Source organism: Corynebacterium kozikiae, from assembly GCF_024580965.1.
GTDB lineage: Bacteria > Actinomycetota > Actinomycetes > Mycobacteriales > Mycobacteriaceae > Corynebacterium > Corynebacterium kozikiae.
Genome location: NZ_JANIKJ010000023.1, coordinates 1 through 23,825, shown reverse-complemented (window position 1 = coordinate 23,825; position 23,825 = coordinate 1). Strand labels below are relative to the sequence as shown.

The following is a 23,825-nucleotide window of genomic DNA, read 5'->3' as shown; positions in this document are numbered from 1 at the left end:
GGCGAGAGCCAGGGCTCGGGGTTCGGGGTTTGGGGGTGACTAGGACCAGGGTTCGGGGTTTCAGTTGTCGCGCACCTCTTCAATGTCTGCACCACCTGAAATCTGTACTATTGCCACTAATACACATCTGCATTAGCATTACCAATACAGGCACGGTCCTGGAACGAACCCATCACCTCAGGAGGTCACGTGTATATCTCCCTGGACCCCAATTCCCCCCAACCCCTGTTCGAACAGCTCCATGACGCCATCGTTTCCCGCATCCTGTCCGGGGAACTCCAGCCCGGTCAGCAGTTGGACTCGGTACGCAAGGTGGCCGCACGTTTTGGCATCAACCCCGCGACCGTCAAGAAGGCCTATGACCTGCTGCAGAGAAATGGTCTCGTCACCACCAGCCAACGCTCAGGCACCACCATCACGGGAATCCCCGCAGATGGAATCTCCGATCAAGCCCAACAGGAACTCGCCCAGTCCCTCGGCGCAAAGGTTCGCCTCGGCCTTGCGCAAGGCATGCCACCCGACGCTTTGCGCACCCTCATAGACACCCTCATCAACGAAACCTCACCGCATTCCTCCAACCAGCAGAAAGGTGACCTATCATGACGTTTTTCGCCATCACAATTGGCCTCACCCTCGCCATCATTCCGATCGCCGTCCTGTGGGGATCGAGCGTCACCGCTGACGTCGCCCCGCTTGGCGTGCGCGTACCGAAAAGCCGTCTCAATGACCGGGTTGTCACCAAGGCACTCAAAGCATTCAAGGTGCGCAGCATCGCCCTCGCCCTGCTGTCCGGCGCCGCCGGAGTGGCCCTGGGACTGTGGATACCTGCGGGCGTCGGATTGCTTGTACCCTTGAGCTTTGTGCTGTGTGTGGCCAACTTTGCGTGGTCTGGCCAGCCGATTCGCGCAGCCAAGCGCGAGCAGGACTGGTTCGCCGGCGTCCCAGTGGAGCTCAAAGGCGAGCTCATGCGCGCCCGCAAAGTAACCGACCCGATCGAGCTCGGAGTGTGGGCGCCCAGCGGGCGGGCATCCTGGGCGGTGTTTGTGGTAGCACTGCTCGCGCTCATCCCCGGCGCGGTGGCGTTGTGGCAGCTCTATCCCCAGCTCCCTAACACCATCCCTACCCACTGGGGCCCGAGCGGTGAGCCGGATGCATGGGCGGCAAAGTCAGTGGCCTCCGTGTTTGCCCTGAGCTTCGTAGGCCTGGGCACCACGGCACTCATGGCCACGATCACCTTGGCGATGCTCCACAGCGAAATCCACCCACGGACCAGCCGCGGGCCAGCAACAATGCTGCGCAACCACGCGGCGATGCGCCTCAGCGCGTTCACGGTGGGCCTCGTTGCCCTCATCATCAATGCAATGTTCTCCGGCCTTGAGTTTCTCCTGTACCACCCTGAACTCAACAGCAACAAAGCGGCACCCTTGGCAGCGATCGTGGGCACGGTACTGGTACTCACCGTGGGCATCTCGGGGCTGAGCATCGCCTGGGTCAAGCGTATCGACGCGGCCATCGCGCAAGCAGGGATCACCGATGGCACGGCGGAGTCACCGGACAACGACTCCCACTACAAGTGGGGAATGTTCTACTACAACCCGGATGACCCGGCGGTGGTGGTGGAAAAACGCGTGGGTGTGGGCATTGACTTCAACTACGCAAGGTGGCAGGCCCAGCTTGCAATGGGCGTCCTATTTTTCTTGCCCGTCGGAATCCTGATTGTTGCCCTCCTAGCATAAATGGGTGCATGAGGAACTTCCCACACTTAGCATTGATGACACGTCCACAAAACTGATCAAGGAGCGAGGTATCAACAATGCGAACTCACAAATCTCTGAAAACTGCCGCCCTGAGCCTTGGCAGTCTTGGCGTTGGCCTTATCCTTGCTGCTTGCAACTCACCCTCTCCCTCCTCCGCCCCCTCTCCGGCACCTGCCGCTGGAAGCTCCCCTACCACCTCGGCGAGTGCGGGCGCGGGGACGTCGGCAAGCGCTGCCACAGGCGCCGGGTTGACTCAGGCAACCGCAACCACCCTAGCCAACCCCACCCCAGACACGCCGGCGGATCTCGCTGAGCGGCTGCAGCAGGGCGGGCTGGTGATTGTGCACCGCTACACCGGAGCCACTCGGCCGGGCAACCCTGATCCCGCGCCGGAAGGTTTTATTGACGACGGCCAGCGCATTTCCGAACAAAGCGTAGAGCGTATGCGCGCGCTCGGGCAGCAATATGAGGCGCTGGGAATCCCAGTGAATGAGGCGCTATCCAGCGAATATTACTTTGTGTACCAGCACGCCTCTGAGGCGATGGGAGTGATCGGCCAGGAGGTCACTGTGAATCGCGATCTCACCGGATCCCTGAATTTCCAGGACCCGAATGAGCTTGAGGAGTCGTTGCAGGGGCTGCGCAATCGAACCGTCACCGCTCCACCGGCTGGCACCAACACCGTGCTCTTTACCCACCAGGGCAAGTTTGACAAGGCTTGGGGCTACTACCCCGATGCAGGCTGGACCTTGGTATTTTCCCCCGACGGCACCGGCGAACCCCAGGTAATCGCAAGCCTGCCACTGGATGAATTCTTGGCGCTAGGTTAGCGCGTCAAAGGGCGGTGCCGACGCCACCCTTTGGTGAAAACCTTTGGCGATTTCTTAACTCCGGCTTAAGTAGCTAAGGTGCTTTTGATCAACAATTTTTCTGCGAAGTGAATCTGTGTCCAGAGCCCCATTTTCGCGGGAAACTAAAAGTTTTGAAGGGCTTTAGTGAACAGTTTGAACTCGCACACCTGGTCTCAGGCGCAGTTGCGCAATCGATTTTTCCCACTCGCGGCACTGCTTGCAGTGCTTGCGTTGGGTTTCACACTGCTGAGCGTTGGCAGCCATTCCGCTGCTGCGCAGGAAACCAACAAATTTGAACTTTCCAACGTGAAGGTGACCAAAACTGGTTCCTGGCCAGCAACGGTGAATGACTCCCTGACGTTCACCGCAGACTGGGCAGTCAAAGCAGGCGAAACGGTGAAAGCCGGCGACGTCATGAGGATCGCATTCGAGCCTAAGGCACCACTGGATTTCGCCTCCAACATTGGGTCCTTTCCTCTCAAGCGAGGCGCCGCCGAAGTGGCAACCTGCCAGGTCACCCAAGACGAAATTGTGTGTACCTTCAGCAATTCCGTGATCGCTGGCGCTGAGGCGATTGGCGGCGCCATTCAGGTCGGGCTGGTAGCAAAGGAAGAGTACACCGAAAACTCCTTCCCCGTTACCTTGAACGGAGAGCTCAAGACGGGCACCTTTGATCCCGCAACCAATTCCGGCACCTGTGTAATCTGTCCACGCACTCAGGGCTTGGGCCGTGTGGTGAGCAAGTCCGGGAGCGTGGATTTGCGTACGAACCCCGGATTCGTTCAATGGTCCATCACCATCCCCGGGCCATTGCTTGTGGACAACAAGATTGAGGACCTCAAAATTGTTGACACCGTGGAGGGCAACCATACCTTCGTTGCTGACAAGCTCAACCTCTATATGGTGACCCGAAACGCTGACGGCACCAATGCCCTTGGCGAAGGGGTTCGCCAGTACGCCACTGACCCCACCGTTTCAGACGATGGGAAGACCCTCACCGCCACTTTCCCCAAACCTGCGAGCGGCTGGAATAAGGAGTACAAGTACGAAATCCTCTACCGCACCCAGTTGCCAGAGAACTTCATCCCGGCAAACAATGAGCAATTTAATAACCAATTCACGGTGGCGGGAAGCGAAAGTTTTTCCAAGAACGCCGTTGCTCGCGTTGCCCAGGCATCTGGAACTGCAGATGCTGCAAGCCGTGTTGCTGTGAAGAAGACCGTGAGCGGGGAGAATCTCACCGAGGCACAGCTCGCAGAGCTGAAAGCAAGGACGTTCACCTTTGATTACACCTGCGGCGAGCGCTCGGGAACGCTGGAAGCACCAGGCGATGGCACCGTTGTGTACAGTCCAATCACCTTCACCGTGGGCACCAAGTGCACCGTCATTGAGGATGAAACCCAAGCCGCAGCTTCGGGCTACAAACTCACCGTTTCCCCTCAGCAGGCACAGGTAGTGATTGGCACGAAGAATCTAGCTGAGTTCACCAATACCTACTCTCCGGAAACCACGAGTGAGACCACTACCCCGGAGACTTCAGTGGAGACGACCCCTGAAACACCTTCGGAGACTACTGCGGTGAGCACCACTTCTGAATCCACACCTTCTGAATCCACAACGCCGGTGACCTCCACTACGGAATCGAGCTCCGTGCCACCAGTGGTCGTAACCTCCAGCTCTACCGAGTCCAGCACCACCGAATCCAGCACTGAGGCATCCAGCACTGAGCCATCCACTTCCACGGCATCCAGTACGGTTCCACCGACGCCACCGACGCCAGCGATCCCTGTTGTTCCTGTAGTCCCGGTTGTTCCAACAACTCCAACGGTTCCGGCGCAACCCACACAACCAGCTGTGCCTTCCTCCCCTACCACTGAAGCCGCACAGGCCACAAAGCCAGCACAGCCCGCACAAACCAAGCGCGTGCTGGCGAACACCGGCGTGAGTGTAGGCGTCTTGGGTGCCCTGGCGCTATCCGCCCTACTGGGTGGCTTGGTGCTGGTCGCACGCGGACGCACCACCAATTAGGCGCCAACGCCAATTAAAGTTCTTACAGCACACCTGCCATTACGGCAGGTGTGCTGTTCTTTTTCGCCAATGGCAAGCAAAAAGCCTATGACTTGCCCGGACATGCAAGGCAACCAGTACACCCCATGCCACCTTGTACCCGCCTCTCGCCTCGGCGTATGTTCAAATGCGTGAATAGTCCAGCTCATCGCGCATTGCTGCGCCGAACCGTCATCATTGTTGCGCTACTTAACCTTACGTACTTCTTTGTTGAGGGTGTGGTGGCGCTTTCTATTGGTTCGGTGAGTTTGCTCGCGGACTCGGTGGACTTCTTTGAGGATTTTGCGGTGAATATGCTCATTGCGCTGGCCTTGGGGTGGTCGGCGCTGTGGCGGGCACGCGCAGGCAAGGTGGCCGCTGGAATCATTTTGTTGCCGGCGATTGCGGCGGTGACCCAAATCATCGCAAAGTTTCCCAACCCAGATGCCCCGGATTGGTTCACGCTCCTCATCACCGCTGGTGGCGCCATTGTAGTGAACTTCATCTGTGCCCTGATCTTGGCTCGCTTCCGCGAAGGCTCCGGGGCACTCACCAAGGCCGCGTTTCTGGCAGCGCGCAACGATGTGTTTGCAAACATTGCCATCATCGCAATGGCGGGTCTGACAGCCTGGACTCATTCTGGTTGGCCAGACATCATTTTGGGTGCTCTCATCCTGCTCCTCAATGCCACCGCCGCCAAGGAGGTCTATGAGACGGCACACAGCGAAACCCTCGCAGCTCGTGCCGAAGCCGGGGACTTCGACTGCGACTAGCCTCCTTTCCCGAAAACTTTCAAGCGAGGATCCCTGCATGCCTTTATCCACCTGGCTTTCGCTGACCGCCGCGTGCCTCGTCGTGAGCCTCACGCCCGGCGCGGGTGCCGTCAACACCATGACCACTTCCCTGCTGGTGGGGTGGCGGCGCAGCATTTGGACGATCCTCGGCCAGCAACTCGCACTGCTCCTGCAAATCGCGATCACTGCGGCGGGCCTCGGCGCAATTGTGGCCAGCAACCCGCAACTGTTCACGGCGATCCGATACATCGGCGCAGGATATCTGGTGTTTCTGGGGCTGCGGATGATGTTTTCCAGGGTTTCCGACGCCCCCAGCGCCGCACCGGAAGAGGCAGCAGGGGGCGCGGCGCATGCTTTTGGGAGCTCACCCGCCGCGATGGTGCGGCGCGGGTTCTGGGTGAACATGAGCAACCCGAAGGCCATTGTGTTTTTGCTGGCCTTCATGCCATTGTTTATCTCACCTCACGCGCCGCAGCTTCCGCAGTACTTGATTTTTGCGGTGACGCTGGTGGTGGGTGATGTCCTGGTGATGTGGGGCGGATTTGCGTTACTGGCGAGGTCGTTTAAAAGGCTTGCGGCGAATCCGCGTGGCCAAAAGACGCTCAACGTAACCTTTGGCCTGCTGTTTGTTGCGGTGGCGGCGCTATTGCTCCTGCCCTCGTGATCACTGGGTTCCACTTTCAGAATTATTGTTGATACATCACCAGAATTTGGGGTATGGTACGTGTCAAGGGTGCAGACGCCAAGCGATACTCCCCGCAAAGGAGCACAGCTTCGCTTCTCCTTCGATTGCCTGAGCAGCAACCGAAGCATGAGGCCGCTCGCGCGCCATCGCCCAAACCTCACAGCGCCTTTCGGGGTGCTGTGAAGTTTTTCCCCCAAGATGGTTTTGCAAGAAAGGCGGCCCCTCATGAACAACCGTTCAGGCAACCAACACTCCGCAACTCAAGACACCAAACAGGGCGCCATTTCTCCGCGGAAGCTGATGACGGCACTGCTCGCGCCGCTATTCATGGCGTTGATGGCAATCTCAGTGGTGAATGTGGCACTGACTCCGATTGCAGCATCCTTGGTGGCGTCGAATAGCCAAGCCCAATGGATCGTGTCAGGCTACGCTCTGGCCTTCGGTGTGCCGCTGGTGGCCGCGGGCAGGATTGGCGACGCCACCGGCAGGCGCCGCATGTTCATCATCGGCGTGGGTCTTTTTACGTTGGGATCACTGCTGAGCGCACTGGCTCCGAGCATTGCGGTACTCATTGCTGCGCGCGTGCTGCAGGGCTTCGGCGCCGGCTTGTTTAACCCGCAGACCACCGGCATTATCCAGCAGAACTTCCAGGGTCAGGCCCGCGCTCGCGCCTATGGAATGTTCGGTACTACCGTTGCGGTGGCCACCGTGTTCGGCCCGATGATGGGTGGGTTCCTCATCCAATTGTTCGGTGAGGCACTCGGGTGGCGTCTGATGTTCCTTATCAACGTCCCAATTGGCCTGGCAACAATGTTCTTCTCCCTGCGCTGGATCCCAGCAGACCAGCCCACCACCAAGAACACCAGGAAGCAACTGGATCTGGACCCTATCGGCATGACCACCATGGCGGTGGCAACACTTGCCATCCTGTTCCCTTTCGTGCAGCGTGGCAGTAACCCGTGGATTTGGGCTGTACTCTTGGGCGGCCTCGCCTTGCTGTGGTTCTTCGTGCACTGGGAGAAGCGATACAAGGCTCGCAAGCGCCCACCGATGCTGGACATTGACATGGTCCGCGATCCTGCCTTCCGCAACGGCATTTTGATTGTCACCCTGTACTTCCTGGGAAACACCAGCGTGTGGCTCATCGTCCCGATCTACGCCCAAACCCACCTAGGCATGAGTGCGCTCGGCGCGGCGGCACTGACCATCCCCTCATCCCTCATTTCCGCGTTCGCTGCACCGTGGGCGGGCCGGCATGTGCTGGGGATGGGCCGCAGCATTGTGATCTGGGGCTTCGCCATTTCCATCGTGTCCATCGCAGCAACCATGCTCGCAATCACCCCGGTGGAAAACGGCCAAATCAGCGTGTGGGTACTGGCGGCAACTCTGTTTGGCCTGGGCATCGGTAGCGGCATGGTGATCTCACCGAACCAAACGCTTACGTTGGCGTCGGTCTCCCCCGAGATCTCTGGGACTGCCGGCGGTGTGCTTTCCCTGGGGCAGCGCATGGGCACGGCGATCGGCACGGCCACCATCCCGAGCATCATGTTTGCCCTGGTGGAGGGTGGGTTCCACTGGAACGTGGGTGCCACGGCGGCCTTCGGGGCGATCTTGACAACCCTTACCATCGGCTTGGCCATCACCATCGCGGACCGCCGGCGAGAAACTACCACTCTCCAGCGCACCAAGCTGGAGGGTCAGCCAGAACCAGGGCAGCCGATTGGTGTGGGTGTCCACAGCGCCTAACCCCACAGCGCCTAACCCCACTACGCTAGCTTCTCTCATGAATGAAACTGCTTGATTTCATCTGCCTTTCATGTTGCGCCCCTAGCCTCGGGGCCATGAGCTTCCCTTTTCGAACCGTGAGCCGCCGTAGATTCCTCCAGGGTGCGGCCCTTGGCAGCGTCGTTGGCGCAACCGCTCCCCCACCGGCGCGTGCAGCTAGTGAGGCGTTTGCGCATGGTGTCGCCTCCGGGGACCCAGACGCCCACAGTGTCATTTTGTGGACGCGCATCACACCCGAGCCCGGCGCGACTCCTGGCAGCGGCGTGGGCAGGCCAGTGGAGCTGAGCTGGCAGGTTTCGGCAGACCCGGAGTTTCACGGGGTGCTTGCGCAGGGGGCTACGCGTACCGACGTCTCCCGGGATCACACGGTAAAAGTGCTGGCAGGAGGGCTTCCGGCGAGTACGCGGCTGTGGTATCGCTTTCGGTTGGATTCCGAGGTTGGGCAATACTCGCCTGTTGGATGCACGCGCACGCTTCCCTCGCCGGGTGAGACTGCAGTGAACTGCCAGTTTGCGGTGGCGAGCTGTTCTAATTTTGAAACCGGGTTTTTCAGTGGCTACCGGGACATTGCCACCCGCGATGAACTGGAGTTTGTGCTGCATTTGGGGGACTTCACCTATGAAAACGAGTCTGGCAAATACGATTCCCCGCACACCCCGCGGGCGCGAACTGTGCAGCCACCGCACCGCACGCTGAGCCTTGCCGACTATCGCATCAGACAAGGCGCCTACCACCTGGACCCGGACCTGCAATTAATGCTCGCCGCGAAGCCACTCATCGCTATGTGGGATGATCACGAGATTCAGGACAACACCTGGCGCGAGGGCTTTGAGCGGCAGGATTCCTTCCCCGGGGTGGATTTTGCGCAGCTAAAAGCCGCAGCCACGCAAGCGTATTTGGAGTGGATGCCGGTCCGTGAAGCTGCGGGCATGAGCGCCCCCGCGCCGCACCGAGAGCTGCATTATGGCAACTTGATGCACCTGCTGCTGCCAGATTTACGTAGCTTCCGCGATCAAAGCCTGCTGCATTACTCGGCCGACGCTGCGCATCGCAATGACCCTAACTTTGTCACCCAAGCAGCATCACCGCAGCGCAGCGCGATGGGCCAGGAACAATTCGCATGGTTTCGTAGTGCTCTGGGGGCTTCCTCCGCCCGGTGGCAGGTTGTAGGCACACAAATCATGTTTGCTCCGATGACCTTGCCTTTTTCCTTGGATCCCGAGGTCCACCAATGGCTCGTGGACCAACTCGGCCTCCCGGAACAGGGCATCCCCCTCAACACCGATCAATGGGATGGCTTTGCCCACGAACGTCAACAAATTGTGGATCTGATAGCAGGATCACCACAGCTCAACGTGGTGTTTCTCGCCGGCGACATCCACTCATCCTGGGCAAACAACATCCCCACGAGCATTTCCGACGCGCGCAGCGCTGCGGGTGCAGCAGGTGGAGCGGCGGCGGTGGAGTTTGTGGCGCCTTCGCTCACTGCCCCTGGCCTGTTTGAAACCATCAACCGCAACGAGGTGCTGCGCCCCGCCACCCGCGCGTTATTGAATGAGGTGGCGGCGCATTTGCAGCGGATCAACCCGTGGCACCGCGCGATCGACTTTGAACGCCACGGCTACCTGGCCATCGAGGTGGATACGCAAGAGGTGCGCGCGAAGTGGCGCTACTCGCTGAATCTTTATGACCCCAAAGACGTGCCGGTGGAGGGCATGACGGCGGGTGTGCGCCATGGTGTGCGGGGTGTGGAACTTGGCTAGACTACTGCGCCGGTTGCCACGTTCACCCGAACCTCGTTCTGATTGTTGTCCGGATCAACCTTCCAAATCACGAGGCCGTTTTCTTCTTCCAATTCAACGTCGTCGATGGATTGCACACCAGAAGTCTCGATTGCTTGCGCCAGCGTGATGGTTGCTTGGGCAAGCTTGTTGGCGTCATCGGAATCCAGGTCCTCAGCCTCGGAGGCCACTACTGCCCCATCGGCGCTGACTTTCACGTCAAGGCCCGTGTTTTCCGCGGTGCGCAGGTGGACGTCCCACTGGTTGTCATCCCAGTCCAGCTCATATGCGGTTGAGCCTGGGTGGGCGGCGAGTGCGGCTTCAATGGCCCGCAGGCCCGAGGCAACCTCGCCCTGGATTCCGGTTCCGGTTCCGGTAGCGGGCGCGGCTGCAATGGAGGAGCTGGTCGGGGCTTGCGCCACCTCAGAAGCAACGGTGACAGTTTCCGTTGCGGTGACCTGGGGCTGGGACTGGGAATCGTTGGAGGAACACGCAGTGAGCGCAATCCCCAGCCCTGCTACAGCGGTGGCGAACACAAATTTTCGACGATTGGAAAAATGCATGCGCCCCACTGTAGCTGCATGAGTTCCGAGCCTGCAGCAGCAGGCCTTGGATACCTTATGCGCCTTGGGCGGCGGGCTCGTCGGCAGATGCAACCGTGAAGCGGCGGCCTGCGTGCTTTGGCGCTTCCATCTCATCGACGATTGCCACGGCGAAATCCTGGGCGGACACGAAGGTTCCTGCTGGGGTGTCCTGGGCTTCTACGTATTCGCCGGTTCGCACGCCAGGGGCGATCACTGGGGAGGGGGCGATCATGGTCCACTGCAGGCCGTGGGAGTTGACGTAGGCGTCGAACACCTGGCCAAATGCCTTGGCTTCTGGGAGGTATTCGGCGGGGAACTCCGGAGTTTCGAAGAGGCGCTGCTCACCAGCGTTGAGCGCACCTGCGCCGCCGACCACCACAAAGCGGCCCGTGGGCTGGGCTGCGATGAGTGCCGTGTGGGCGTCGATAGCTGCCTGGTAGTTGTCCCGGCTGGCTACGGAGATGAGGGTGACGTCGGCATTGTTGATGACCTCCACCACTGCCTGAGTATCAGCCAGGTCAAGCGCCTGCGAGTTGCCGGTGCCGGAGCGAGTGTACTGGCTCACTTGGTGGCCACGGTTACGGGCTTCTTCCACCACGGGAGCGCCTACCAGACCTGCTGCGCCGATAATTGCAATGTTCATGTGAGCACTCCTTGAGTGTTTGAGATTGAAGAACTTGCTACGCTTGCAATGGTATGTTTTAGTAACCGATTACCTCAACGTAACTATTAGAAGTTTTTTGAAGAAAGTTTCCCACCATGACTACAAATGCCGATCTAGCTGCGGATATCCTGAACAAAGATTGCCCTTCCCGCACCGTGTTGCGCCATCTCACGGACCGTTGGACCCCAATGATCGTCACCGTCCTCGCCCCCGGCCACCCCGTGCGCTTCAAAGAAATCCGCAGCAGGGTACAAGGAATTTCCCCCAAAGTACTTACAGAGACGCTGCGCTCCATGGAACGCGACGGCCTCATTACCCGCACCGCCACCGCGACCATCCCACCACGCGTGGATTACCAGCTCACAAGCCTTGGCCACAGCATCGTGGCCCCCATCGAGGCGCTGCGCGAGTGGGCAGAAACGCACGTCGGCGAAGTTGAAGCGAACAGGCAGCGTTACGACGCCGCCCAGGACCTCACATTGCAGGTGTAGCCGGCGAGTAGCGGTGGAGTGGCTGGGAGTGCGGGGAGTTAGTTGGAGGGTGTGCGGGCAACGGGCACGCGCAAAGCACAGCCCATGGTTAGTCTGGCTGAAAGATTGCTTCGATGAGCTTTCCAAAAATTGCCCGCGATGGTGAACGCCAAGGGAAACGACGGGTCAAAGCGACCTTTTTCAATTGAGATCACGGTTTGGCGGGATACTCCGAGAAGTTCTGCCAGCCGCGCTAGCCGCACCCGCAAGCGCCACCAAACGTTTCCCCAGGCCAACACCCCACCACGCGCCCGCTATCCCACCTCAACCTTTTTGGGCGGCGGGCTTTTTGCGGACCCGATCGGTATCGTCATGGGTACTCATTACTCCCCGACCCCAATTGAGGAACCGTGCGCACAGATTCTCAGCCCACACCAAGGGCGTTGTTTCGGATTTTTGCTACCGCTGAAATGGTCACTTGGGCACTGCTCATCATCGCCCTCATTCTCCGCGGCACCGGCGTGACCAACATCGTGCCCATCGCCGGCGGCATCCACGGATTCGTGTTCCTGAGCTACTGCGTGGTCACGGTGTTCACTTGGGTCAACCAGAAGTGGAAGGCGCCGGTAGGTATCGCCGGCCTGCTGCTTTCCGTGATTCCATTCGCCACCGTGCCCTTCGAGCTGTACCTGGACCGCCGCGGCCTGCTCACAGGCGGATGGCGCCTCGCCCCTGGCCCAGGTAGCGAAACCCCCAACGGCTTCATCGAAAAGGTGCAGGCTTGGGTGCTCGCAAAGCCGGTTCTCGCGGCCGTGCTACTCCTTGCATTTGTCACGGCGCTGTTTATTGTGCTGCTGCTCGCGGGGCCGCCGATCCCCAAGAGCTAAGGGCACCCCCGACGTCACTCACTCCCCCTCCCCGCCAATCCACAGCCTCACATCCTTGTGGATTGGCGGGTTTACTCATAATTACGATTGGCGAATACTGAAACACAGCGTGATTCCGCAAGCGAGCTGCGCGATAGCAACGCTCCTACTCCAACTGGTGATTCTGACAAACCCTGCACCTGCCGACGCGTTCTCCATGAGCATTGGCGCAGCCTTCTTCACGATTGCTCTTACAACTGCGCTTCTCCAGCCAGCGGCACGCAAGTAAATGCTGCTGAGCGTTTTGTTCACGATGCTCCAGGTAGGCATGCGCTTTGATGGCAGCATTGCCACCACCACCTCCGGCATACTTTTCACCGCATGCGCTTTAGGAGCGATCACCACACACATTTCGCAAGGAAAGCGCGAACTCGGAAATGAACGTAGAGCGCCGCTTTGGGAAAGACTGGAGACCCTAACCGCCGTGCGGCACCACCAAGACTGATGCCTCGCCACCCCACCGCCCACTACCCGCTGCGCACTGCCCGCTGCTCACCGCGCACGGGTGGCATATCTGCTGAGTTCACCTTTGACACAGCGGCAACCGAACTCAAGGTCAAATACGCACCCCGCCTGTAGTTTTCCATTAAGGCGATCAAGCTGAAAATCGCTTGTGCTGAAGATCATAACGAATTTCTACGGCCCTGAAAGCGTGCCAATTTATGCCACAACCACGCTTTTGAACGAATTTCGAGAATGCGTTCCACCTCATATTTACGCGCGAAGACTCTGGACAAATCTCCTTTTCGCGGTACTATTCTGAGCACCCGTTTGCCCTCTTTGAAACTCTCCAGGCCGATAACTTAAGCCTAAATGTAAAAAGACTAAAAGGTGGCAAACTAATGCAATTCATTCCGGAAATTTAGCTTTTCTCAAGGAACATGAACTCACCAAACTCAGCACAACAAGGCTCCGTTGATCACTCAGTAGCCGCCCATGATCCAGCCTCCCACGTGACAGAACTCCACTGCGTATTGGTTTCACGCAACGATCTTCTCAAGCTCACCCTCGAAAGCATGCTCGCCACCTCCTCCATCCCTTCTTTCCCTTCCCTTACTCACATGCCAAAAGACGTATCAAACATAGCCTCTTGCATCTTCATCGATGAGAGCACGGTGAGTCTCAGCGAGGCAGCTAGCTGGCGGTTTCAAACAACAGACGATCCCCACAACTGGCACGGCCCGGCGCTGGCCATTTTCACCGATAAGTCACCACAGGCCTACCCATCATTGGCAAACGCTGCCTTCTTCACCTATCCCATCGATGTTCCGAGCCTCCTCGAGTTCACAGAGAACCTACCCAGGCCCGGAGCGGTTTCCCGAGCGGAGGTTGACGGTGCTTAATACGTTTGTGGTTGTGAGCGCCACGATGTTTCTCCTGGCAATTTTGCTTGCTGTGTGCATGTATTTACTCCTGAATAGCTATTTCCATGTACGGCGAAAACGTAGGCAAGCAAATTACGTACACTCCCATTTCCCTCATTGGCAAGAGGCAATTTTTCAAAGAAAACCCCTCCACAATCTCCCCACCTCTTCAAAGGAATACAGGTGGACCATTCAAAGCTTCCTGGAAATCACGCACACTATCCAGGACGCAGCAGTTTCACGCCGAATTCAGGAATTGGCAGATGCCGTTTTCACCAACTATCTGGAAAACGAACTCAAATCCCGGTCTTGGACCCGGAAGCAATATGCACTGGCTGTGATTCACGAGCTCGGTATGACGGCACTCACCGAGGAAATCAAGAAAGTCCAACCGGCATCACAATTTCAAGCCTCCCTTAAGCACTTGGCGATGGAGGGCGCCGCATCTCTTCCTGCAATGCCCAAGCAGCCCAAGCAGCCCAAGCAGCTGCCCTCAGCACGGTCATCGCACGGGAGTCCCCACCACTTCTCCCCAACCCTGAAAATGCCGACAGCGGCCCCCACAACAGGCACCAAACAGGAAGGTCTGAGCAAATGACATATGCCCTTCTCACAGCACTTGCTTGGCTCGGCTATTTTCTGGCGGCTTACTTAATTGGCACGGCGTTGCTCTATACCGTGATGCTGGGCAGTGCCCTCTACAACTCCCGGAGGCAGAATCGGCTCAATGAGTCGATCGACTCCTTAAGCCTTTCCAACTATGAATCATTTGGCGTCACCATTGTGGTGCCAGCCTTCAATGAAGCCTCCGGGATCCTACAGAGCGTTTCTTCACTCCTGAACCTCAATTACCCCAATTTTGAGATTATCGTGGTCAATGACGGCTCTACGGATAAAACAGCCGAGCTCATCATTGATGCCTTCTCCATGCACCCTGCAGCCCTCCAAACTGAAAGTACCCACACCGACCAGGCGAAACACATCCGAACCGCCGACGTGCAAGCCGTCTATAGATCATCGCAGTTTCCCAATCTGCACCTGGTGAGCAAACACAACGGCGGCAAGGCAGATGCCCTCAACTGCGGGATTAATCTTGCGAGCTACAACTACGTGTGCACCGTGGACGGCGATTCCCTGCTGGAGAAGAACGCTCTGAAAAAGGTGATGCGGCCATTCCTCGTGGAAAAAGGCAACGTTGCTGCCAGCGGTGGCTCGGTGGAACTCATCAACGGAAACAATGTGGCACACGGCATTGCTGAAAAGCACATTGAGTTCTCTGATAACCCAATTGTGGCTATGCAAACGCTGGAGTACTTCCGCGCGTTCCTCATTGGCCGTGTTGCACTGAGCCAACATAATCTCATGCTCATTAGCTCCGGGGCGTTCACTGTGTTTGAACGCGAACTGCTGCTCAGAGAAGGTGGGCTCACCCCCAATGTCATTGGGGAAGACATGGAAATTGTGGTGCGCCTCCAAAGAACTCTGCTGGAACAACAGTCCAAGAAGCGCATTGTGCAAGTACCAGACGCCATCTGCTTTACCGAGGCCCCCGAAACACTGGAAGTGCTCAGAAAACAGCGCAGACGCTGGCACCAGGGCTTGTTGGAAAGCCTGTGGACACATAAAACGGTGGCATTTAATCCGCGGTACCGCTCCTTGGGGCTGCTCTCATTCCCCTACTTCATCCTCGGTGAGGCACTCATACCCGTGATCGAACTGCTGGGCATCATCTTCATCATTGCGAGTTTCTTTGCAGGCCAAATCTTCCTGGAATACTCCCTGTTCCTCGTGGTTCTTTTCCTCAGATTCAACGGGCTGATGAATGTTCTCTCCATCACTATCAATGCTTGGATGCAGGGCAGGTACCCCCGTCCCTTGGAAATCACCTATGTACTTGGCCTTTCCTTCACCGAAACGTTTTGGTACAAGCCGCTCATGCTGTGGTTCCGGCTGGAGGGCTTCTACCGCTTTTTCACCCAAAATCGGGAGTGGGGCGCAATGGATAGACGTGGGTTTCACAATCAGCCGCAGGAAGTTTCATCATGAAAAAGTTTTTCTCTCTCATCGCGGTTGCCGTGCTGGTGATCGTGCTTCCCGTGTTCGTGTGGGCAGTGAAACCAGCACAGCTTGACCAGGTGCTCGTGTTCAACAACAGCCAAGACAGCAACAGTCAGGCTTCGGGCGTAGAGTACTTTTTCAAAAATGCTAGGGCTAATCCCACCGTCACTGCCTTGCAGGATGTCACCTATTCCATAGACGAGGCGAAGGGCTTTGACGCTGTGTACGCAGCGAACGAGGACGGTAAGCACACCACGCTGCAGCAGTGGAACCAGGTCAAGATGAACATTGACCAGAACCGCCCAAGCGTCCTGTTCGCGGAGTACGGCCTGATCCACAACGCGGAGGACGGCGACTTGGCGCAGGTAATCTCAGAGGACCTGGGGGTGAACTCCACCAACTGGGCGGGGCTATACGTCCAAGACCTCGCCCTGCAAAACAATCCGGTGATACCCCAAAGGGTCTACAACAGCGTGGAAGGACAGTGGGACTACTCCGGCCCCGGATTGGTGCTGCACAACAACAACGAGGAAAAGACGATTGTGGTTGAGCTCAACCAGGGTGACGTCGGAAATGCTTTGGCGCTCAAGGCCACCGCGTTTGGCGAGTCGCTAGGGTATGAGGACCTTCCTACGTCCTATGGGGGCTGGTTCGACGTCGTTGAGCCCAATGCAGGCACCGAGGCAATCTATGATTTTTCCGCCGAGCTTTCAGAGGAAGGCCGGGCCCTGTTCCGTGAGCATGGCATCCCGGAGACCCTGCCGGCAGTCACGTTGAGCCGCAGTGGGCCCTCGTACCGCTTTTACCTGGCAGGGCGCTTCTCTGCGGCTGAAGCAATCCCGGAAATCTACAGCGTGTGGGGCATCAGTTCGTGGTACGCAACGCTGGGCCGGTATAGCTCCAGCTCCTTCTATTGGAATTCCTTCTTCCCGCTCATCGAACAATCGCTGGCAACCTATGAGCGGTTCCGCAGCGGTGAGGGCGCCCTCTATGCACGCACCGCCCACGCGCCGACGGAGGGGATCAACTATCCGTCCAGGATCAGCGGGGAGAAGGATCGCATCGAAGTGCTTATCGACGGCACCTTCCAGCCGCTGACCATCAAGGGAGTCAATATCGGAATGGCGAAGCCGGGCTACTTCCCCGGCGAGGCGGCCATCACGCTGCAGGAATACCGCCAGTGGTTCGAGCAAATTGGACAGATGAATGCGAACACCATCCGCGTCTATACCCTGCACCCGCCGGAGTTTTACCGGGCGCTCGCTCAATACAACGCCACCCATGACACGCCGATTTATGTGCTGCACGGCGTGTGGATCAACGAGGATTGGATCACCGATGACGCCGACGCCTTCCACGAGCAAGCCGTGCACGGATTCCAAACCGAGATCCAGCACGTTGTGGATGCACTGCACGGAAACGCCGTGGTGGACCCCGTTCCGGGGCACAGTTCCGGTGTATATGTGACGGATGTGTCTGACTACGTAATTGGCTGGGTAATCGGCACTGAATGGAATCCGTTCATGGTGCTGGGCACCAACGCGAAGCACCAGGACATCGGCCAATTCTCCGGGCAGTTCTACGAGACAGCAGACGCAAGCCCCTTTGAGCACTGGCTAGCCTCCCAGATGGAATACACCACCAAATACGAGGTGGAACGGTACAAACAGACCCGTCCGATGAGCTTCACCAACTGGGTAACCACTGACATCCTGCACCACCCTTCCGACGGCTCCAATCAGGAGGACATCGCGGAAGTCAACCCAAACCATATCCACACCAAGGACATCATGAACCAGGTGGGGCAGTTTGCCTCGTATCACGTCTACCCTTATTACCCGGACTTCTTGCAGCGCGATCAAAAGTACTTGAACGTGCAAGATTGGCGCGGCGAAACCAACCCCTACTACGCCTACCTGCAAGAACTACGTTCCGTGCATGATATGCCAGTGTTGGTTGCGGAGTTCGGTATCCCGAGTTCCCGCGGCCGCACCCACTCCGGGCCGAATGGGATGCACCAGGGCATGGTGTCCGAACAAGACCAAGGGCGCTATGTGTGCCGCATGTATGAGGACATCATGCATGCGAACTACATGGGAGGGCTAGTGTTCACTTGGCAGGACGAGTGGTTCAAGCGCACATGGAACACCATGGACTTTGATAACCCCGACCGCCGCCCATTTTGGCCCAACGTCCAAACCAGCGAGCAGCGCTTTGGAATGTTGGGTTTTGACCCAGACAAAATTCTGGTGGATGGTGATGGCAGCGAGTGGGCCGCGCCCGCATTCTACGAGGCCGCGAACGATTCTGACCCGCTGCGCCGGGTGTTCGTGGAGCACGATGCCGGCTATCTATACCTAAAGATGGAGCTTGCTGAAGGTGCCCAAGGCCACCCGGAGGTGTTACTGGACACCGCGCCAGATCAGGGCAACTCTGTGATCAACTCAAGCCAGGTGGCCACCAGCGACCCGGCTGACTTCCTGCTGAATCTGCAGCGCGGCAACTCTCACTTGCTCGTGGACGCTTACTACGACATTCACAGTTACCTCTACGGGCGTATGGCAGAGTTCACCACCCCCAACCCCTACTTGGAACAGAAGGATTCCGGCAACTTTGTGCCGATTCTCTACGTGCTCAACCGGGCCATGGACAACCTGGAAACCGGGGAGACCACTCCATTTGAGGACTATGAAGCCGGCGCACTTATTGAGGGAAACGGGAACCCACAAGCCCCGGATTTCAACTCGCTCGCCGATTACGCCTGGTCCCCCGACGGCCGCACCCTGGAAGTGCGAATCCCATGGCTTTTGCTAAATTTCCGCGACCCGAGCCGAAAAGAGATCATGACGGACTTCATTGCAAATCAGACCATTGACCAGGGTCGCATGGTGGAAGACATCGGCCTTGCGTTCACCTTCAACAACGGTGACGGCGTGCAGCAGACCCTGCCCGCGCAACCTGAAGGCACGCAGATTATTCCCCCAATGAAGCGCTACACCTGGGAAAACTGGGAGCATTTTGAAACCGAATCGCGCCTGAAGCAGTCCTACTACGAGCTGCAGGGCTGCTTTGGCAGGCAGGAGTAGTTGGCGAATTGCTCTTACAGCGACACCACTCTTCCATGCCGTCCAGAGACCACAGGTGTGCCTAGTGGCTTTTCAGATTTACCTTGCACATGCGACTGAACCACTGAATGACTTCGTTCACGAGTTGCTGAATTTTTGAGTGAGTGCCAAATTTAAGGCTTGGAAAAAGTGTGTGAAATGGGAGGACCTTTCGCCGTCGAGGCGTTGCAAAATAAGACTCATGCCTTGCTCTTGCTGCTCTTGCTGCTCTTGCTCGAATTCCATGCGCCGCGGTAGGGCGGAAAATGAGCTCATTGCTGTTATTGATTTGGAGCTCAATTCTGCCCAAACTAGGTGCCAGAGATCATCATTGTCCATCTCCTCACGGATGGTCCCACAGAGAGCGGATTGGCACCACAAATCCTTTGCCATGCGGCCGTTTAAGCTTAAGTACCCTGTTTCCCATATTGAGCACTACTTTTGCGGCAACACGGTCCCCCAGCTTGGCTGACATTTCATCTAAATGTTTCCATGCTCGTGGATGAACATCCATCGCACTTTTTATTTCAATAAGGATCAGGCGACCATCGGGAACTTCAATAACAACGTCGATTTCTGCTTCACGTTCGCGGTAATGGAACAACTGGGGTGGGTCTTGCATCCACGAAAGTTGCTTTCGAAGCTCACTCACAACAAACGCCTCGAGGGTAGCACCAAACAGTTCAAAGCCGCCGGACTGCATCGAATTCTTCACATCTAACCCACTAAGCGCGGACGCAAGCCCAGAATCGATGAGAGATACTTTCGGTCGGCGAACCACACGCCCCGAAAGTCCCACACCCCACGACGGCAGTTCCGCGGAAAGATACATCATCCTTGCCAGTTCTTGATAGTCGCGAAAAGCTGCTTCAGAGATATGAATTTGGCGCGCCTTTTTAGCCACTACTAGCTCTTGCTGCCCATCTGAGGCGAAAATTTTGAGCAGGTTTTCCAAATGGAGGGGAAAGGAACTCCTGTTTACAAGCTCTTTAGCATCGTGGGTAGCAAGGCGTTCAACATAGTTGCGGAACCATCGCTTGGCTTGTGCAGTTGGACGTTTTAGCGGTTCAGGATATCCACCTTGAATGACGCGATGGCGAACGTCCACTCCATTTCCCGGGAGAAGGTCTCCTTCACAGCCTCCCAAGATCCATTCAATCCAGTTTTCGGGGGTTTCACGCCGGTCGATTTCCCCTTGACTCAAGGGATAAACAATCAAACTCTCAGCGCGGCCAGCCAATGAATCTGATACACCTTTGACTTTAAGCAAGTCCGCTGATCCGGTAATCGCAAAACGTCCGGGTGCTCGATTTTCATCGATACTTGCCTTGAGTGCGAGCGCCAATTCAGGAACTCGCTGGGCTTCATCAATAGCAAGCGTTTTGCCTGGCGCTTGCTCAACAAATCCACGAGGGTCAGTCGAGGCATAATCCCTCATAGTAGGTTCATCGAGTGTCACAAACTCAGTATGTTCAGGACTGAGAGCTTGACGCATTAGCGTTGATTTGCCAACTTGACGAGCGCCCTGCACCACAAGCATCGGAGAATATCGGAGCACATCTTTCGCAACTTCAACTGCAAATCTTGGCAGTTCTCCCTCAATGCGCGTCATGGGTGAATTCTAGCACGTCAAGAAGGTAACGCGCGGATTTGCCAGACCCAACGCGCGGATTTGCCAGACCCAACGCGCGGATTTGCCAGGCTCAAAATGTGTGGTTGCGCATTACTTTCCGTAACCCCTAAGCGCCACATGCACGCCCACTTTTGCGACGCTTCCAATCCCTTTCGCCTCACCATGCCACCCCTTTCAGCCAACCCTCGCCTACTTGCCCGCCACTTTCCCAGCCATGGTGCACCCGTTCTTATTCGCTTTCCGCCGAGTTGTAGAAGAATAGGCGTCATGTCTAAGTTTTCTGAGGTCCTCGATCAGCTTCGTGAAAATCAGCCGCAGAGCAAGTACGGCTTGGCTTTTGAAGAGCTGATGGTCAATTACTTCCGTACTGACCCGACCTCAAAAGCCCAGTTTGATGAGGTGTATCGCTGGGTAGACTGGCGCTACAACGGCGGAAAGGCGGATACCGGCATCGACCTGGTTGCCCACCGGATTGAAGACGACTCCTGGACCGCCATCCAATGCAAGTTTTACAAAGAGTCCACCACCATCCAGAAGTCTCACCTAGATTCCTTCTTTGAAGCCTCGGGCCGCGCCTTTGAAACGGAAAACGGCAAGCAGTACTTCAAGGATCGACTGATCGTCTCTACCACTGACAAATGGTCCAGCAACGCTGAGTTGGCCCTGGAAAACCAGTTGATCCCCACCGGCCGCATTGGGCTGGCCTCCATTGCCGAGTCCCCGATCAACTGGGATGTGGCATTCCCGGGTTCGGAAATCCAAATCAACCTCTCCCAAAAGGAAACCTTTGAGCCGCGCCCGCATCAGCAGGCTGCAATTGAGAATGTACTCAAGGGGTTTGACACCCATGACCGCGGCAAGCTGGTTATGGCCTGCGGCACGGGCAAGACGTTCACGGCATTGCGCTTGGCGGAAAAAGTAGCTGCGAACAACGGTGGGAAGGCTCGAGTGTTGTTCCTGGTGCCGTCGATTTCGCTCCTCTCTCAGTCGCTGAAAGAATGGGCCGCGCAGTCGCGCCTTGACCTGCGGCTCTACGCGGTGTGCTCGGACTCTAAGGTGTCCAAGAAGGCGGAGGACATTGCGTCCTATGACCTGGACGTTCCTGTATCTACCGACGGCGCCGCCATCGCCGAACGCATGAGCTTCAGCAAGCGCGCCAAGGGGCTCACTGTGGTGTTCTCCACGTATCAGTCGCTGCCCGCTGTCCACGATGCGCAGTCACACGGCCTGGATGAATTTGACCTAGTTATCTGCGATGAAGCCCACCGCACCACGGGCGTAACCCTAGCCGGTGAGGAGGCCTCCAATTTCACCAAGATCCATGACGCGGACTACATCAAGGCCACCAGGCGCCTGTATATGACCGCCACCCCGCGCCTGTTCGACGACAACGTGAAGGACAAAGCCCAGCAGCACTCCGCGGAGATCGCCTCCATGGATGACGAGGCCATTTACGGCCCCGAGTTCCACCGCCTGGGCTTCGGTGAAGCTGTGGATCGTGGGCTGCTCACAGACTACAAGGTGCTGGTGATGACGGTGGATGAGTCCGTAGCTGCCGAGGCCCTGGGCGCCTTTGATTCTGAGGGGATGAACCTCACGTTGGCCTCAGCAATGATCGGCGCGTGGAATGGTTTGGCCAAGCGCTCCGGCGCGCTCCAGAACGCCAGGGGCGGGTTTGAAGAGTCTGCCCAAGCCATGCAGCGCACGGTGGCCTTTGCTAAAGACATCAAAACGTCCAAGCAAATCGCAGAGTCCTACCCACTGCTCATTGAGACGTACCAGCAGCAGTTGAAGGAAAAGGCCGTTCTCAACGACGTATCGCTGCACAACGTGGATCTCAAGGTGGCCATCCAACACGTCGATGGCGCAATGAATGCCATGGAGCGCAACACAAAGCTTTCGTGGATTGAATCGCCCGTGGGTGAGCAGGAAACACGAATCCTCACGAATGCGCGTTGTTTGTCAGAGGGTGTGGACGTCCCCGCCCTGGATGCAGTTGTATTCTTTAGCCCCCGCAATTCCATGGTGGACGTGGTCCAGTCCGTAGGCAGGGTCATGCGCAAGTCTGAGGGCAAGGACTACGGTTACATCATCTTGCCTGTGGCGGTACCACCGAACGTCTCCCCTTCCCAGGCGTTGAATGACAACACCCGTTTCAAAGTGGTGTGGCAGATCCTCAACGCGCTGCGCGCCCACGACGATCGTTTCAACGCGAAAGTGAACTCCATCGCTTTGAACGAGGGCGCCGCTCAGGAACTTGGGGTTGAGGTTGATCACGTTCAGAACCCGCAGGTAAAGCTCAACGATGCTGACACCGCCAAGACCGAACCCTTTGACAGTACACACGAGGTTGCCCAGCAGATCGCCCTGTTCTCCCTGGAGAAGTGGCAGGAGGCAATGTATGTGAAGATCGTGGACAAGGTGGGCACACGCACGTACTGGGAGGATTGGGCTGACGACGTTGCCAAGATCGCGGAAGCCCAGATCACCCGCATCAGGGCCCTGATTGCTGGCGCGGACCCGAAGATCCGCGATGAATTTGAGGCATTTGTGGCCGGGCTCCGAGCAAACCTCAATGACTCGATCACTGAGGACGAAGCCATCAACATGCTCTCCCAGCACCTGATCACCGCGCCGGTGTTCTCCGCGTTGTTCACAGAGTACGACTTTGCCCAGCACAATCCGGTGGCGCAGGTGATGCAGCGCATGGTGGATGCGCTTGCAGACAAGAACTTGGAGGCGGAAACCGAATCCTTGGAGAAGTTCTACGCCTCGGTGCGTGTGCGCGCCTCTGAGGTGACCAGCGCCTCCGGCAAGCAGCAGGTAATTAAGGAACTCTACGAGCGCTTTTTCCGCAAGGCATTCAAGAAGCAATCTGAGGCCCTGGGCATTGTGTACACCCCGATTGAAGTTGTGGACTTCATATTGCGCGCCACCAACGACGTCTCCATCAAGCACTTTGGCAAGGGGCTTAGCGCCGAAGGCGTGTGCATCCTCGACCCGTTTGCAGGCACCTCCACTTTTACGGTTCGCCTGCTCCAATCGGGGCTGATCGAGCCGGCAGACCTAGCGCGGAAGTACGCCCAGGAGCTCTTTGCAACCGAAATCACCCTGCTGGCCTACTACGTTTCCGTGGTCAACATTGAAACCACCTTCAATGCGTTGAAGGCCGAAGAGTCTCAGAGAAATGGCACCCCCCATTACGTTGTTAGCAGTTCCACCCCAGGGCACCGAAGATACATAGCCTGTCCACCCGATTGGGCGGGCTATGTTTATGTCCGTTCCCGCCATCCGAAAGGACAGTGGAACTAGTCGCTGGCTTC

The 23,825-nt window shown here is 57.4% G+C and carries 19 protein-coding genes and 1 pseudogene; 15 read left to right on the top strand and 5 right to left on the bottom strand.

Annotated elements, in window-relative coordinates; translation table 11 throughout:
* Positions 1-189 precede the first annotated feature (189 nt).
* From NQ018_RS10280 to NQ018_RS10245, 8 genes are all read left to right on the top strand, one after another.
* The gene (locus NQ018_RS10280) at positions 190-603 is read left to right on the top strand and encodes a GntR family transcriptional regulator (RefSeq protein WP_257060812.1); all 414 of its coding nucleotides are present in this window, start codon (positions 190-192) and stop codon (positions 601-603) included.
* Positions 600-1,736 carry a DUF1648 domain-containing protein gene (locus tag NQ018_RS10275; protein ID WP_257060811.1) on the top strand — a complete coding sequence of 379 codons (1,137 nt, stop codon included), beginning with the start codon at positions 600-602 and terminating at the stop codon, positions 1,734-1,736. The genes NQ018_RS10280 and NQ018_RS10275 overlap by 4 nt, the downstream gene beginning before the upstream one ends.
* Positions 1,737-1,813: 77 nt before the next feature.
* Positions 1,814-2,587, top strand: coding sequence for a histidine phosphatase family protein (locus tag NQ018_RS10270; RefSeq protein ID WP_257060810.1), 774 nt, complete (start codon positions 1,814-1,816; stop codon positions 2,585-2,587).
* Positions 2,588-2,752: 165 nt separating this feature from the next.
* Complete coding sequence (locus NQ018_RS10265; protein ID WP_257060809.1) at positions 2,753-4,636, top strand: DUF5979 domain-containing protein; 1,884 nt, start codon at positions 2,753-2,755, stop codon at positions 4,634-4,636.
* A 170-nt stretch (positions 4,637-4,806) separates the two neighbouring features.
* Positions 4,807-5,427 carry a cation efflux transmembrane domain-containing protein gene (locus tag NQ018_RS10260; RefSeq protein ID WP_257060807.1) on the top strand — a complete coding sequence of 207 codons (621 nt, stop codon included), beginning with the start codon at positions 4,807-4,809 and terminating at the stop codon, positions 5,425-5,427.
* A 37-nt stretch (positions 5,428-5,464) separates the two neighbouring features.
* Positions 5,465-6,112, top strand: a complete 648-nt coding sequence (locus tag NQ018_RS10255; RefSeq protein ID WP_257060805.1) for a LysE family transporter — start codon at positions 5,465-5,467, stop codon at positions 6,110-6,112.
* A 246-nt stretch (positions 6,113-6,358) separates the two neighbouring features.
* A complete protein-coding gene (locus tag NQ018_RS10250; protein WP_257060804.1) occupies positions 6,359-7,879 on the top strand; it encodes an MFS transporter in 1,521 nt (506 codons plus the stop codon).
* A 95-nt stretch (positions 7,880-7,974) separates the two neighbouring features.
* Positions 7,975-9,681 (top strand): alkaline phosphatase D family protein, encoded by a 1,707-nt coding sequence (locus NQ018_RS10245; protein ID WP_257060803.1) that lies wholly within the window; start codon positions 7,975-7,977, stop codon positions 9,679-9,681.
* Here the strand turns inward: NQ018_RS10245 and NQ018_RS10240 are convergent.
* Both NQ018_RS10240 and NQ018_RS10235 read right to left on the bottom strand, forming a co-directional pair.
* Positions 9,678-10,262: a PepSY domain-containing protein gene (locus tag NQ018_RS10240; protein ID WP_257060802.1), complete on the bottom strand. Its 585-nt coding sequence runs from the start codon at positions 10,260-10,262 to the stop codon at positions 9,678-9,680. The two genes, NQ018_RS10245 and NQ018_RS10240, sit on opposite strands and share 4 nt — an antisense overlap.
* A gap of 55 nt (positions 10,263-10,317) precedes the next feature.
* Positions 10,318-10,926, bottom strand: a complete 609-nt coding sequence (locus tag NQ018_RS10235) for an NAD(P)-dependent oxidoreductase (protein WP_257060800.1) — start codon at positions 10,924-10,926, stop codon at positions 10,318-10,320.
* 116 nt (positions 10,927-11,042) lie between these two features.
* Between NQ018_RS10235 and NQ018_RS10230 the strand changes: the two genes are divergently transcribed.
* Positions 11,043-11,438 carry a winged helix-turn-helix transcriptional regulator gene (locus tag NQ018_RS10230; RefSeq protein WP_257060799.1) on the top strand — a complete coding sequence of 132 codons (396 nt, stop codon included), beginning with the start codon at positions 11,043-11,045 and terminating at the stop codon, positions 11,436-11,438.
* A 38-nt stretch (positions 11,439-11,476) separates the two neighbouring features.
* Here the strand turns inward: NQ018_RS10230 and NQ018_RS11655 are convergent, their stop codons facing one another.
* The gene (locus tag NQ018_RS11655) at positions 11,477-11,632 is read right to left on the bottom strand and encodes a hypothetical protein (protein WP_373566938.1); all 156 of its coding nucleotides are present in this window, start codon (positions 11,630-11,632) and stop codon (positions 11,477-11,479) included.
* A 195-nt stretch (positions 11,633-11,827) separates the two neighbouring features.
* On the opposite strand from NQ018_RS11655, the gene NQ018_RS10220 reads away from it, so the two are divergent.
* From NQ018_RS10220 to NQ018_RS10200, 5 genes are all read left to right on the top strand, one after another.
* Positions 11,828-12,304 (top strand): DUF3817 domain-containing protein, encoded by a 477-nt coding sequence (locus NQ018_RS10220; protein WP_257060798.1) that lies wholly within the window; start codon positions 11,828-11,830, stop codon positions 12,302-12,304.
* A gap of 920 nt (positions 12,305-13,224) precedes the next feature.
* Positions 13,225-13,686 carry a hypothetical protein gene (locus tag NQ018_RS10215; protein WP_257060797.1) on the top strand — a complete coding sequence of 154 codons (462 nt, stop codon included), beginning with the start codon at positions 13,225-13,227 and terminating at the stop codon, positions 13,684-13,686.
* Between the two features lie 13 nt (positions 13,687-13,699).
* Entirely contained in the window at positions 13,700-14,305 is a 606-nt protein-coding gene (locus tag NQ018_RS10210) for a hypothetical protein (protein ID WP_257060796.1), read from the top strand.
* Positions 14,302-15,753 carry a glycosyltransferase family 2 protein gene (locus NQ018_RS10205; RefSeq protein ID WP_257060795.1) on the top strand — a complete coding sequence of 484 codons (1,452 nt, stop codon included), beginning with the start codon at positions 14,302-14,304 and terminating at the stop codon, positions 15,751-15,753. Before NQ018_RS10210 ends, NQ018_RS10205 begins: the two co-directional genes overlap by 4 nt.
* Complete coding sequence (locus tag NQ018_RS10200; RefSeq protein ID WP_257060794.1) at positions 15,750-18,851, top strand: hypothetical protein; 3,102 nt, start codon at positions 15,750-15,752, stop codon at positions 18,849-18,851. The genes NQ018_RS10205 and NQ018_RS10200 overlap by 4 nt, the downstream gene beginning before the upstream one ends.
* 117 nt (positions 18,852-18,968) lie before the next feature.
* On the opposite strand, the gene NQ018_RS10195 is transcribed toward NQ018_RS10200, so the two are convergent.
* On the bottom strand, positions 18,969-19,208 hold the full coding sequence (locus tag NQ018_RS10195) for a hypothetical protein (RefSeq protein ID WP_257060793.1): 240 nt from the start codon (positions 19,206-19,208) through the stop codon (positions 18,969-18,971).
* Between the two features lie 4 nt (positions 19,209-19,212).
* Complete coding sequence (locus NQ018_RS10190; RefSeq protein WP_257060791.1) at positions 19,213-20,481, bottom strand: ATP-binding protein; 1,269 nt, start codon at positions 20,479-20,481, stop codon at positions 19,213-19,215.
* Between the two features lie 288 nt (positions 20,482-20,769).
* Here NQ018_RS10190 and NQ018_RS10185 point away from each other — a divergent pair.
* Positions 20,770-23,700: pseudogene (locus tag NQ018_RS10185) on the top strand (restriction endonuclease); the annotation flags it as partial.
* Positions 23,701-23,825 lie beyond the last annotated feature (125 nt).

Excerpts from the sequence above, each read along its gene's own strand:
- NQ018_RS10255 (WP_257060805.1), top strand. The coding sequence starts at position 5,465 with ATGCCTTTATCCACCTGGCTTTCGCTGACCGCCGCGTGCCTCGTCGTG.
- NQ018_RS10230 (WP_257060799.1), top strand. The coding sequence starts at position 11,043 with ATGACTACAAATGCCGATCTAGCTGCGGATATCCTGAACAAAGATTGC.
- NQ018_RS10275 (WP_257060811.1), top strand. The coding sequence starts at position 600 with ATGACGTTTTTCGCCATCACAATTGGCCTCACCCTCGCCATCATTCCG.
- NQ018_RS10205 (WP_257060795.1), top strand. The coding sequence starts at position 14,302 with ATGACATATGCCCTTCTCACAGCACTTGCTTGGCTCGGCTATTTTCTG.
- NQ018_RS10200 (WP_257060794.1), top strand. The coding sequence starts at position 15,750 with ATGAAAAAGTTTTTCTCTCTCATCGCGGTTGCCGTGCTGGTGATCGTG.
- NQ018_RS10190 (WP_257060791.1), bottom strand. The coding sequence starts at position 20,481 with ATGACGCGCATTGAGGGAGAACTGCCAAGATTTGCAGTTGAAGTTGCG.
- NQ018_RS10240 (WP_257060802.1), bottom strand. The coding sequence starts at position 10,262 with ATGCATTTTTCCAATCGTCGAAAATTTGTGTTCGCCACCGCTGTAGCA.
- NQ018_RS10215 (WP_257060797.1), top strand. The coding sequence starts at position 13,225 with ATGAACTCACCAAACTCAGCACAACAAGGCTCCGTTGATCACTCAGTA.
- NQ018_RS10195 (WP_257060793.1), bottom strand. The coding sequence starts at position 19,208 with ATGGACAATGATGATCTCTGGCACCTAGTTTGGGCAGAATTGAGCTCC.
- NQ018_RS10235 (WP_257060800.1), bottom strand. The coding sequence starts at position 10,926 with ATGAACATTGCAATTATCGGCGCAGCAGGTCTGGTAGGCGCTCCCGTG.
- NQ018_RS10245 (WP_257060803.1), top strand. The coding sequence starts at position 7,975 with ATGAGCTTCCCTTTTCGAACCGTGAGCCGCCGTAGATTCCTCCAGGGT.
- NQ018_RS10270 (WP_257060810.1), top strand. The coding sequence starts at position 1,814 with ATGCGAACTCACAAATCTCTGAAAACTGCCGCCCTGAGCCTTGGCAGT.
- NQ018_RS10250 (WP_257060804.1), top strand. The coding sequence starts at position 6,359 with ATGAACAACCGTTCAGGCAACCAACACTCCGCAACTCAAGACACCAAA.